We start from the raw sequence: 11,703 nt of genomic DNA, 5'->3' as shown, positions 1-11,703 counted from the left end.
ACATGAGCTTTCACGGTTTTTATGTTCCAGCCTCAAATATATCAATCATGCATCAATAATTTTTCTAATTCTTTCTCTGCTTCCAGTAAGGAATCTATAGTAAGTCGTTTTGCCAATTCCCCATCTTTTCTTTCAGCTGCTTCTAAAATCATTGGCTTGTATTTCCAAATCACTAAGCTAGACTTTTCTTTAGATTTAGATGCCCATAGAATTCTATATGGTTGAACTCTATTCCAAAGGGACTGGATTATATTAACTAATTCACGATTTCCACTACTTTCATATAATGCAGTTAGAAAATCAGCATCAATGTTTAATGCTTCTATCACATTTCCCGCATCTACTACTTTCTTCAAGGAGGTCCAGTGCTGCTTCATTACTTTTAATTGTTTATCATTTATTTGTTCAGCGCCTAATTTGGCTGCTTCACCTTCTAATAAAATTCGTACTCTATAAAAATCTTGGATTTCTTTAACAGATAGCTTTGATACTACTGCTCCTCGATGAGGACGATGTACAGCAAGTCCATTTTCAACCAATGTTCTAACCGCTTCTCTTACAGGCATTTCGCTTATTCCAAGTAATTTAGCCGTCTCACGTATTTTTATACTGAAACCTGGTTCCCATGTCCCATTTAATATCAAATCTCGCATTATTTCAAAGGCTTGTACCGATTTTGTGTTATGATTAATATTCATGTCAGAAACCACATCTTCCTTCCCCTTTAAATAGTCCCACCCGTCTTTTGTACGATTATAACATTAAATTTGAAAAAGCTTAATCAGAAATAGTTAGCGGTTTCAAAAGATATATATTTATCAATTTCATTGTTTAGTGTTTTAATTGTTGAATATAATATTAATCTTTTAAACTTTCCTACTTGAAATAACTAAGAGACTAAATTCATGAAAGCTGTTATCAAGATACTGTTTCCGAAATCAATAGCAAGTAATCCTATTGCCGGTATGACGAAAAACGCAGTAGGTGAAGGAGGATATTTACTCGTAAAAGCTTGCATATTAGCAATCGCATTAGGCATTGCACCTAAACATGAAATTGATATCTTTTCTTTTAAAATGTTCGGCAATATCAGAAAGAAGTGGTCTACCTATATCTAATCCCCTACATTCCTCCAATAAATAAAGTGAGTATAATTCTCCATTAATAGCAAATTTTGCTACGAGATAAAGATTCATCTTTACTCTTCCTATCTCAAAGAGGCTGTCCAATAAGCCCCCAAAATAAAACAAGAGGAAGAAAAATAAATCATTTTTCTCTTCTTGTTTTTCATTTGTAAAAAATTCCTGAAAAGTAGCCTGCGAAGCTCAGCTATTTTCAGGATATTGTGGGCTATTGCCACGATCCCGAATTCTGTGTGGACTTTATCGATACCCCGTAAAGAAAATCTACGGAACGACCGATTGCCCTTGATGTGACCGAAAACACTTTCTACTTCCACTTTTCGTTGGGCGTAGATTGCTGCTTCCTCTTCACTTTCAAGGGCTGCTTTTGCCTTAGCTTTCATTTCTTCAAAGATTGTATTCCAAAAAATTTGTCTGTTCCCCTTTGCCTTCGTACACTGGGGCTTCAATGGACAATCCAAACAACTTTCACATTCATAAATTTTATAACTCTGCACATAACCAGACCTATTCTTCCGATTGAGATATTTTTTGAACACGACTCTTCGGTTATTTGGGCAGATATAATCATCCTCATGGGCACGATAGGTCCAATTTTTAAAGTTTTTAATGTCTTTTTTGTACGCTCTTTTTTGTTCTTTGAGATAGGTGCCATAGGGTATTAAAAATTCAAAACGAGGGGATTTCTCTTCACCAATCGCATATAAATAATTTGCTTCACTTCCATAACCTGCATCGGCAATGATCCGTTGAGGCATCGGAAGGTTAGAAGCTGCCAACTTCTCCAAGTGTGGAATAAAACACCGAGTATCATTTGGTCGTTGATGCACGGAGTAATCGACAATCAATTGATTTTCTGTGGCCATTTGTACATTATAGCCTGGCTTCAACTGTCCATTTCTCATATGATCTTCTTTCATCCGCATAAACGTGGCATCCGGATCTGTCTTGGAAAAGCTGTTTCGATCTCCTAAGATGGTTTGATAGGTCTGATACTTTTCCATACGTGGAAGAAAGTTCTCACGTATTTGTTTCATTGGTTTTTTTAAGGTGCTACGACGAGAGCGGAGCTGTTTTCGAAGCTGACTTTCTTCCGTATTTTCGATAGCTTCAGAAAGGGCATCTACTTTTTCTGCTAGTTGATTGGCAATCGCTTCTAAGTCTTCCGCAGTCGCTTCTTCTTTAGAATGGCTTATCTCTAGCTCTTCCTGTGCGGCAATCGTATCGATATGTGCCAACGTTTCCTGGATGCGTTGCTTTAACTGCGCCTCCCATCGCACGGTTGATTTTTTCCATACGAAAGAATACTTATTGGCATTGGCTTCTATCTTTGTGCCATCCAAGAAGTAGTTTTCCATCGTAATCCATTGATCTTCTATCAGTTGCAGAATCATCGTTTCAAATAGCTGATCCATCATGGCTTTCATTCGCTTCCCACGAAACGCATTGATGGTGCGAAAATCAGGGGTTTGCATACCTGCAAGCCACATAGTTGGTAGATTTTCTTTGGTCATTTTTTCGATGTCTCTACAGGAATATGTTTTTTGGCTGTAAGCATATAAAATAACTTTCAGCATCATTTTGGGATGAAAGGCTGGTCTACCTCCACCGCTATAATAACGATAGAGCTGTTCCTTTGGGATACGCTCCACCATTTCATCTACCACTCGTGCTACATGATGTGTAGGGATATAATCTTGGATATCAAAAATCACCGTGCTTTGTCGGTTATCGTAAGGTTTAAATAAGGGAGTTGCTGGGTTAGAAGCTGTAACTTTTTCCTCGATTACCTCTAGAGGAAGTGTCGTTTGTGTGGTACAATTTGTATGAGATTTCATAAAAAATCGCCCTTTCTGAAATGTTGTGTGGTAACTCCATTTTACAAGAAAAGGCGATTTTTTTATATGTTTTTTAGGAAGAATAAAGAAAAAAAGGGCCGTCATAGAAAATCAGTTTTCACTGACTTTTTGGACAGCCCCTATCAAGCTGTTTTGATTGAACGAGTGCCGGAGTGAAATAGAAAACAAAAAAAGACTGAAAACCTATTGGCTCCAGTCCTGATTATGTTATATAGTTAGTAAAATTTATGCTTCCTTCACAAAATTAGTGAATTTATCTATGATACTATCCAAGAAATTAAGTGTTCCTTCTTCTGCTAATTGATTGGTTTCTTCATCAAATTTTTGATTAGCGAAACCAATAAGTACTTCATTTCCACCTGGTGGTAGTACTTTAGCCTGAATACCTGGAGAGCTTAAAATTTCACGTAAATGCATTTGTGCACGCACAGTTCCGAGCATTCCCATGCTTGCACCTAGTGCCATTACTGGCTTACCAATCAATACTTTATCCACTCTAGAAGTCCAATCTAAAGCATTCTTTAAGATGCCGGGTACGGACCAATTATATTCTGGTGTAACGATAATAACACCATCTGCATTGGCAATTGTTTCTTTAAATTCCCTTACAATCTGCGGTGGGTTTTCCTCTTCATCTTGATTAAAAAATGGTAAGGAAGCAATATCGATAATGTTAATATTTAATTTATCTTTGTATCTTTCTTGCAATGTTTTAGCCAATTTCATATTATAAGATTCTTTTCTAATGCTTCCTACGATGGTGACAATGTTCATTATTTTATTTCCTCCTAAAAATTAGATGTATTTTTATTTTACAGCAGGCGCCCCGAATTTTCCGTCTTGGAAGTCTTGATAGGCTTGTTTGATTTCATCCATTGTATTCATAACAAATGGTCCATAAGCAATAAACTCTTCACGAATCGGAACTCCAGAATAAATTAATACTTTAGCTCGAGATGTTGCTTTTATCTTTAATTCACTTTTTGAATTAGACTCATTACCTTTTTCGTTATATGTAATGGTAGCTGCGCCAGTCTTACTTACCTTCGTATTGTTTTCTCCAAACTCCATTTCACCAGCTAACATGTACAGAAATGCATTATGATTTTCTGGTAAAAGATGTTTATATGTAGCTCCTTCTTGAAGGGTGATCTCAGCCATTGTAATTGGAACTAAGCTTTGCATCGGCCCTTTTACTCCCGCAATCTCACCTGAATATACTCTGATCTGCCCTCCGGCAAAAGAAACTACTGGTGCATCTTCAATATAAATATTTTGATAGCTTGTTTCTGTATGCTTTAATCGTTTCGGAAGATTTAACCAAAGCTGCAAAGTATGAATAAGATCATCATCAAACGCATCCTCTGCATATCGAGCTGCCCAGCCTGCATTCATGTACTGAATCCCCAGCGTCCAAAACCCCATATCCACCTGCATTATCAATATGTTCAAGTCTTCCATCTATCACATATGTTACCGTTTGAAATCCACGATGGGGGTGGTCAGGAAAGGTTCCTCGCTTATACCAATCCTCCGCCATTAAAATAAAAGGATCAAATTCTTCTTTCTTCTTAGGGTGAAGGATAAATCCTTGCTGAACATGCGGATAACCATTTTTATTATACTTTGGGTACCAATAATCTTTTATTTCTCTATGAAACATTAAATGATTAGACATTTCTAGACCTCCTTCTGCTCCATCTCTGAAGTTGATAAGATTATTCTTTTCTGGTTTAAAGTTTAGCTTATTTTAATTCCACAATGGAAAATATACGCAATAGCAGTATAGACAGTCACATTTAGATTTTATGTTATTATTTGGTATTTTGAAAGCAGTACATACCTATCACTTTGAAATTTTTAGTTAAAATTTAGATAAATGTTCAAGTATCCGAAGTGAATTATAATTCTTCTTAAAATAAAAACGAGGCGAAACCCTACTGGACTTCACCCTGAATTTTAGTTTTTAGTTGCACCATTTGCAAAAGTATCTATAAACATTTTTAACTTAGAAATACTTTTTTAATCATCTAATTCTACAAATAATTCTTCACCTGTTTGAGCATCCAGGGTAACTTCTACTTCTTTTTTCGCATCTTCAAAATTTATACTATAGACTACAGTGCCATTTTCTGTATCTAAGCTCCAGCTCGTAGGAATCAAATCCTTTGTTTCAGATACTTGTGCTGCTCTAGATAGTGCATCCTCTGCCGTTATATAATCAGTTAAAACTAATTCTTGATATTGCTCATCATTTTCACGAGCCTCTTCTTTTTTATGATCCACTTCATTTTCTTCACTAACTTGGACGGTATATTCTTTAGTATCATCAAAACCATCTATCTCATAAACAAGCTTGGACCTCTCTTCTGTTACTTCAATAGCAGATAATTTAACGTTTGAATAAGTACTATGAAATGTCTCAAGCGCCTCTTCTACTGACAATGACATATTTGTAACATCCAATTGCTCTTCTTTGCCACAAGCTGTTAAACCTAATACTACAATGATTAGCATTCCAAATAATATCTTTTTCAATTAAAATTCATCTCCTTTCAAATTTTTTATTATATATTTCACTTTTTATTTAAAAATCAAACCTTATATAGCTAAATTTCTTGTTACAATGATTGAGATAATTTTTAAATCGAAAAATGAAAACAGCTTTCAACCTTCAAATTTACTAAAATGCTTAATTTTTTCACCTATTGCGATGCAAACACGCTTAAATTCTGACCACTCTTTTCCTGCTGGATCATCAAACGCCCAATGTTCTCGCTTAATATGAGGTGGTGTAACTGGACAACTCTCGTCTGCATGATTACAAAGTGTGATAATAAAATCAGCATTATTCAACATTTTCCAGTCAATCAGGTCAGATGTTTGACCAGAAATATCAATTCCTACTTCCTTCATTGCTTTTATTGCATTTGGATTTAGTCCATGTGCTTCAATTCCAGCACTTTTAACTTCCCATTCATATGGATCTAAGTATTTTTTCGCCCAGCCTTCTGCCATTTGGCTTCTACATGAATTTCCAGTACATAAAAAATAAATTATTTTTTTAGTCATATAAATTTCCCTTTTCATATTTTTATAATATGGACAGTACTTTGTTGTTACAGAATTAATAAAGTTATGTACAATCCAATTAATGTAAAAAATAATATTGGAACAGTCAATATAATTCCTGTTTTAAAATAAGTTCCCCATGAAATCTTAATTCCTTTTTGAGATAATACATAAAGCCATACTAATGTAGCTAATGAACCTATTGGCGTAATTTTTGGACCTAAGTCTGACCCAACAACATTCGCATAAATCAATGCTTCTCTCAATACACCAGAAGTATTGGTTTCAGCAATTGCTAAAGCATCAATCATAACAGTAGGCAGATTATTCATAATGGATGACAAGAAAGCAGCAATAAATCCCATTCCTATCGTTGCTTCAAACAAACCTTGATCTGCTACAATTTGAATGATATTCGCAAGTGCAACTGTTAGTCCAGCGTTCCCCAATCCATATACAACCACATACATTCCAATAGAGAAGAATACAATATTCCATGGTGCATTTTTAATTAGTTTCTTCGTATTAAGCACAGTACTTTTCCTTGCTATAACAATAAAGAAAATCGCGATTACTCCTGCAACAATCGAAACTGGTATGTTGAGATATTCACTAGTAAAATATCCAATAACTAATAAACTAAGTACATACCATGATAATCGAAATATTTTTAAATCCTTAATTGCTGTACTTGGCGATTTTAATTTCGATAAATCATAATGATGTGGGATATTCTTTTTAAAATAAATTAATAATACGATGATGGTTGCCAAAAGTGAAAATAAATTGGGAATCATCATTTTTGCGGCATATGCTGCAAACCCAATCCCAAAGAAATCTGCTGAAACAATGTTAACTAAGTTACTTATAACAAATGGCAGAGATGTTGTATCAGCTATAAAGCCACTCGCCATTATAAAAGGAAATATCATTTGTTCTTTAAAGTTCAAATTTCGAACCATTGCAAGAACAATTGGTGTAAGTATTAATGCTGCACCATCATTCGCAAATAAGGCTGCAACAATAGCCCCTAGAAGACATATATATATAAACATTTTTATTCCATGCCCTTTTGCCACACGAGCCATGTGTAATGCTGCCCATTCAAAGAATCCGATTTCATCTAAAATTAATGAGATAAGAATAATGGCAACAAAAGTTAATGTTGCATTCCATGTAATATCAATTACTTCAACAACATCACTAAAATTCACAACACCAACTAATAAAGCAATCACAGCGCCTCCACAAGCTGACCAACCTATATTCAACCCTTTAGGTTGCCATATCACGAGAATAAGTGTTGAAATAAAAATCATTAAAGCCAAAATAAGTGTTCCTGACAAAATGTAAAACCTCCAATTTTAACAACACAAAATCCTTTTGCCCTGTTTTTCTAAAGCTTTTAATTTATCTTTTTGACAAGGTAGCTCAATAAGGATCTGGTTCACAAATGAATAAAAGCTACTATTCTTATTAATGGAATAAAAAACCCACTGGCCTTTTTTCTCCTCTTTAACCAATCCCATATCCTTTAATTTTCTTAAATGCTGGCTAATGGCAGGTTGTGTCATTTGAAATATCTCAACAAATTCACATACACAACATGCCCCTTCATCAAGTATTTTCATCATCGTCAACCTAGTTTTATCACCTAATAATTTTAGTATTATAGCTGCTTCTTCCATCTCAATAGTCATTTTGGATTTTCCCTCCTTTTCAAATTAACATATAAGTAATTACTTATATGTTAATTTGTTTATGTATTTTCTTCAAGATTTATTTTAAAATCAGTGGAAAAAATTATATAAGTTCCAAACACTTCGCATCAATAACTCAACAAGTTCCATCAGCCAACAGGAAAAGCATGCAGTTTTAAAAGCATAATGAAAAAATCCATTTTGAACAGAGTTTGTTCGAAATGGATTCTCCCTTATAAATTTTCATTCTTTTTTGGTACTATATCTCCAAACATTCTTGCATTGAAAATCATTCGTCCATCATTTTTAGATACTTGCCCATTATAATTGGGGATCATCAGAAGGCGGTTGAATTTCACTTAGAAATAAAGCTACATGTCCATCGACATCTGTCATCGTAAACAACAACATCTGTCCTTCTTGCAGTCCAGATTCACCTTTTGCTTGATATGGAAAGTTAGAAAAATCGCCACTAAAATCACCGTTCTCATCAGCTTCTAATTCCATTGTATCTCCTGTAAATGGGTCTATCTCTGAAACATTCACAATAGCTTCGGGTGAGGTTTTACCATAATACGTTGTTGTATTCTCGTAGAATTCCGGCAAATCAGTGACTTGTTTAATTTCCTCGACAGCTGTTTTCTCCGATATTTTCTCTACCAATTCCATGCCTTCCTCTGCTGGTTGAATTGGGAGAACAAGTTGCTGTTCATGAGGCATGTCTCCAATAATATAGATGATTAACTCATCCCCAGCTTCGAGTTCTGTTCCGTTAAGCGCAATCGTAAAGTACCCTTCTTCTGACACATCTGGATCAACAGTTTCCTTATTAGCACTATCGGGCTGTAGAAGTTCAAAGCGAATTCCCTGATCCGGATTAACTGTACCACTATATACTAAAGTGTTCTCATATATATAAGGTAGCTCTAGATTTTCTAAAGCTTCAGGATATACAACATTTCCATCAGCATCTGGATTTTCTCGTCCACTCACTTCCTCAGGATCATAAATGCCGGGTTCGGACACTCCTTCGTTTTCCTTATTCTCTTCACTGGTATCCTTGGCTTCTTCTCGGTTTTTATCTTCGTTAGGCGAAAATGCATCTTCTAGATCTACTTCTTGTTGTTCATTTTCTTTGTTTTCCTGTGCATTACTTGTCTCTTCAGTATCTGAATCATTACATGCAGTCGTACTGACTAAAATGAAGAAACTTAGTAAAATAAACTGTGCATATGCTCGCATTATTTATTCCACTCCTACTTTAAACAACTAGAAAACTATTCCCAAAAAGAAAACAGAAAAAACATTTCTAAGCAACTACACAAGCTATCAAATTAAACGTAAGGTAAGTCCTTGCCTTCAAGAAAAGCTTTCAAGTTCTCTAGTGATTGTTCAAAACCTTCCATATTTAAGCTAACTTGAATTCCGTCAGGTTCTGGAATTAATTCAAACTTAAGGAGGATATCCTTTTCATTGGAATAAAGTGAAAAGATTCTATTCTTCTTAATCTCTTTTATGGTAAAGTCCATGAGAATACTTTCACCTAATTTAAGGTTATTGTATGCATTTGGTGTATTTTGCAAGCAAAAAGTTTAGAAAAATGCAGTGGAAAGTTTAGAACTTTGCCATCCCTTATTTTTAATTTGATTAACGATTTGATAAAGCGTATTTTACACGGTAACTACCACCAGTAAAGCTCAAAATATGTGCGTGGTGGATTACTCGATCTACTAAAGCCGCAGTTAAACGTGCATCCACAAATATTTTATTCCACTGACTAAATTCTAAATTTGATGTGATGATGAGACTTTTTCGTTCATACCAATCGGAAATTAATTGAAATAATAATTCAGCTCCATCTTTACTAAATGGCACGTATCCCATCTCATCTAGAATAATCATATCAACCTTTTGAAAGCGATTGCGGAAGGTCTGAAATCGACCTTCGGTCCACGACTTCTCCAATATCTCAATTAAATCTGCTACTCTGTAAAAACGAACTTCATATCCATTTCTACAAGCTTTTCTTCCCAATGCTGTTGCTAAATGGGATTTTCCAGTTCCTGGTGCTCCTGTTAGAATTATATTCTCTTCCCTTTTAATAAAACTAAGGGATTCAAGAGTGTCTCTATTAAAATTTTGCGGAAAATGGATTTGATCATCCCATTGATAATCCGTTAGTTCTTTCTTATTCATAAATTTTGCCTTTTTTATTAAACGTTCTGCTTTTGCTATTTCTCTAAGCTCTATTTCTTGGGTTAATACATCTACTAAATATTGCTCTGGATTCTCAAAGCTAATTTTCTCGTATATATCGGCAATATAAGCTAAACGTAAAACTTTACATTTTTCTTTAACCCTATCAGTCATGCTGAGCACCTTCATTCACATCTGTTTGACCGGTAGGTCTTAACGAATCATATATATTCCAATCTACATCATAGGGATGTTTTATTGAGTCTCTAGAATGATTATTATAAAGTGACTCTTCGGGTAATAATTCATAAAACCTTAAATCTATTTCTCTCATATCATGATGAATAATCAAGTTTAATAACCAATCTATACGTTCTTTTCTTAGTTTCATCGAATCTATGTTCAAGTAATAAGAAATGCGGCCTGGTAAGTATGAAAAATATCTTGAATATACAACTGAACGTGGTTTTTTTCTCCAATTTTTTAGAATAGCTTGCCATGGGATTTCTCTTTCTTGATTCATGTATGGTCTAGGCCCTTTGGAAAGTAGCTCGCCGTTCAGGGAAACAACTTTGTATGTATTCCAATATAAAATGAGTTGTAACTTACCGTAATGATAACTTTTAGGTACATGGACTAACGTTTCGTCAATTCGCACTTCTCCGTATTTATTCGCAGAAGTCATCGCTTGTTTAAAAACTGGATATTCAGATTCGGGCAATGCCAGTCCATATTTCTTTTCTGCTTTAAATAAATCTGTAATTAAACAGCCTTTTATATAATGAGACCGTTGTTGATCCTCTTTACACTTTTCAAATAAACGATCACGTAAGTGAGCGAAGTCTTTCATGATAGGGGACGGTGTGAAAAAATTATAGCGAATATATCCTACCTTGTTTTCTACATGACCCTTTTCATTTCCCTTCCTAGCGTTGCAAGCTTGTGCTTCAAAACCGTAATGATTTGCGAAATGTAAAAATGTTTCATTAAAGACTGTTTCTCGACCACGTCCTCTTGCTTTTACAACTGCAGCTGAAAGATTATCTAAACGGAGCTTCCTAGGTACAAATCCAGCTTGGTTAAAAAGTACTTTCAGACCTTCTAAAAAACATTCTTGATTTTCGGCTGGTAGTGGTACGACATAACCTGCATTACTGTAAGGAAAACTCATCACCAAAACATGGATATCTTTTGTTTTGCCATCTGCGATGGCTTCTGTAACGCCAAAATCCACTTGTGCTTCAGCTGGTGGATGAGTTAACCTTTCATATTCTTCTCTCAATCCTTCCGAATCTTCTAGTATTTTTTCTTTCCATTCTTCCTTGATAAAATTGCAAATGGTTCGATAAGAACCAGTAAAACCCATCTTTTTTAATCCTTCAAAAATGTTCTTGTTGTTCCGTCTAAGTTTCTTTTTTAGCGAATAATCTTCACTTAACCAATCGATTACAATTTCTCCCCATTTATCTTCGTACATCATGCCTTTCCTTACTATATTTTTTTCTTGGGGTATTTGATCTTCATCAGCGTATTTTTTTACCGTTACCCAACTAAAACCAGTCCGTTTAGAAATTTCGTTGATTGACAGTGATTTAATATTCCTTAACTTTTTGATATGATTAATTTCAGGCATTGCTAGCATCCTTTCGTCCTCCCACCATTGATTGATTCGACACCAATAACGGTAGGGTATTTCGAAGGGACTGGCAAGCCTTTTTCTTTGTACAATCTTCT

12 protein-coding genes and 1 pseudogene are annotated in these 11,703 nt (G+C 34.9%); 1 reads left to right on the top strand and 12 read right to left on the bottom strand.

Translation table 11 applies throughout. The features are described from left to right. Positions 1 to 41: 41 nt before the first annotated feature. Positions 42 to 698, bottom strand: a complete 657-nt coding sequence (locus tag AB4Y30_RS08345) for a GntR family transcriptional regulator (RefSeq protein WP_368655019.1) — start codon at positions 696 to 698, stop codon at positions 42 to 44. A gap of 207 nt (positions 699 to 905) precedes the next feature. Between AB4Y30_RS08345 and AB4Y30_RS08340 the strand changes: the two genes are divergently transcribed. Beyond that, complete coding sequence (locus AB4Y30_RS08340) at positions 906 to 1,118, top strand: hypothetical protein (RefSeq protein WP_368655018.1); 213 nt, start codon at positions 906 to 908, stop codon at positions 1,116 to 1,118. Between the two features lie 89 nt (positions 1,119 to 1,207). On the opposite strand, the gene AB4Y30_RS08335 is transcribed toward AB4Y30_RS08340, so the two are convergent. The 11 genes and pseudogenes from AB4Y30_RS08335 to istA form a co-directional block, all read right to left on the bottom strand. Further along, the gene (locus tag AB4Y30_RS08335) at positions 1,208 to 2,980 is read right to left on the bottom strand and encodes an IS1182 family transposase (protein ID WP_368655017.1); all 1,773 of its coding nucleotides are present in this window, start codon (positions 2,978 to 2,980) and stop codon (positions 1,208 to 1,210) included. 246 nt (positions 2,981 to 3,226) lie between these two features. Next, a complete protein-coding gene (locus AB4Y30_RS08330) occupies positions 3,227 to 3,775 on the bottom strand; it encodes an NADPH-dependent FMN reductase (protein WP_368655016.1) in 549 nt (182 codons plus the stop codon). 33 nt (positions 3,776 to 3,808) lie between these two features. Continuing rightward, positions 3,809 to 4,679: pseudogene (locus AB4Y30_RS08325) on the bottom strand (pirin family protein). Between the two features lie 344 nt (positions 4,680 to 5,023). After that, the gene (locus AB4Y30_RS08320; RefSeq protein ID WP_368655015.1) at positions 5,024 to 5,539 is read right to left on the bottom strand and encodes a PepSY domain-containing protein; all 516 of its coding nucleotides are present in this window, start codon (positions 5,537 to 5,539) and stop codon (positions 5,024 to 5,026) included. A 129-nt stretch (positions 5,540 to 5,668) separates the two neighbouring features. Then, the gene (arsC, locus tag AB4Y30_RS08315) at positions 5,669 to 6,073 is read right to left on the bottom strand and encodes an arsenate reductase (thioredoxin) (protein WP_368655014.1); all 405 of its coding nucleotides are present in this window, start codon (positions 6,071 to 6,073) and stop codon (positions 5,669 to 5,671) included. Positions 6,074 to 6,120: 47 nt separating this feature from the next. Then, positions 6,121 to 7,419 (bottom strand): arsenic transporter, encoded by a 1,299-nt coding sequence (locus AB4Y30_RS08310; RefSeq protein ID WP_368655013.1) that lies wholly within the window; start codon positions 7,417 to 7,419, stop codon positions 6,121 to 6,123. Between the two features lie 18 nt (positions 7,420 to 7,437). Further along, positions 7,438 to 7,773 carry an ArsR/SmtB family transcription factor gene (locus AB4Y30_RS08305; protein ID WP_368655012.1) on the bottom strand — a complete coding sequence of 112 codons (336 nt, stop codon included), beginning with the start codon at positions 7,771 to 7,773 and terminating at the stop codon, positions 7,438 to 7,440. A gap of 321 nt (positions 7,774 to 8,094) precedes the next feature. Further along, the gene (locus AB4Y30_RS08300) at positions 8,095 to 9,015 is read right to left on the bottom strand and encodes a hypothetical protein (RefSeq protein WP_368655011.1); all 921 of its coding nucleotides are present in this window, start codon (positions 9,013 to 9,015) and stop codon (positions 8,095 to 8,097) included. 92 nt (positions 9,016 to 9,107) lie between these two features. Then, positions 9,108 to 9,302: a hypothetical protein gene (locus AB4Y30_RS08295; RefSeq protein ID WP_368655010.1), complete on the bottom strand. Its 195-nt coding sequence runs from the start codon at positions 9,300 to 9,302 to the stop codon at positions 9,108 to 9,110. Between the two features lie 118 nt (positions 9,303 to 9,420). Further along, on the bottom strand, positions 9,421 to 10,143 hold the full coding sequence (gene istB, locus AB4Y30_RS08290; RefSeq protein WP_368653018.1) for an IS21-like element helper ATPase IstB: 723 nt from the start codon (positions 10,141 to 10,143) through the stop codon (positions 9,421 to 9,423). Further along, positions 10,136 to 11,602 carry an IS21 family transposase gene (gene istA / locus AB4Y30_RS08285; RefSeq protein ID WP_368653017.1) on the bottom strand — a complete coding sequence of 489 codons (1,467 nt, stop codon included), beginning with the start codon at positions 11,600 to 11,602 and terminating at the stop codon, positions 10,136 to 10,138. The genes istB and istA overlap by 8 nt, the downstream gene beginning before the upstream one ends. Between the last annotated feature and the right edge of the window lie 101 nt (positions 11,603 to 11,703).

The sequence above is a fragment of the Ornithinibacillus sp. 4-3 genome (assembly GCF_040958695.1).
Classification (GTDB): domain Bacteria; phylum Bacillota; class Bacilli; order Bacillales; family Amphibacillaceae; genus CALAMD01.
The sequence above is the reverse complement of the archived record's forward strand: the minus strand, read 5'-3'. Positions and strand labels throughout refer to the sequence as shown.

Coding starts and splice junctions, on each gene's coding strand:
- AB4Y30_RS08305 (WP_368655012.1), bottom strand. CDS start 7,773: ATGACTATTGAGATGGAAGAAGCAGCTATAATACTAAAATTATTAGGT.
- istB (WP_368653018.1), bottom strand. CDS start 10,143: ATGACTGATAGGGTTAAAGAAAAATGTAAAGTTTTACGTTTAGCTTAT.
- AB4Y30_RS08300 (WP_368655011.1), bottom strand. CDS start 9,015: ATGCGAGCATATGCACAGTTTATTTTACTAAGTTTCTTCATTTTAGTC.
- AB4Y30_RS08335 (WP_368655017.1), bottom strand. CDS start 2,980: ATGAAATCTCATACAAATTGTACCACACAAACGACACTTCCTCTAGAG.
- AB4Y30_RS08330 (WP_368655016.1), bottom strand. CDS start 3,775: ATGAACATTGTCACCATCGTAGGAAGCATTAGAAAAGAATCTTATAAT.
- AB4Y30_RS08295 (WP_368655010.1), bottom strand. CDS start 9,302: ATGGACTTTACCATAAAAGAGATTAAGAAGAATAGAATCTTTTCACTT.
- AB4Y30_RS08340 (WP_368655018.1), top strand. CDS start 906: ATGAAAGCTGTTATCAAGATACTGTTTCCGAAATCAATAGCAAGTAAT.
- arsC (WP_368655014.1), bottom strand. CDS start 6,073: ATGACTAAAAAAATAATTTATTTTTTATGTACTGGAAATTCATGTAGA.
- AB4Y30_RS08345 (WP_368655019.1), bottom strand. CDS start 698: ATGAATATTAATCATAACACAAAATCGGTACAAGCCTTTGAAATAATG.
- istA (WP_368653017.1), bottom strand. CDS start 11,602: ATGCCTGAAATTAATCATATCAAAAAGTTAAGGAATATTAAATCACTG.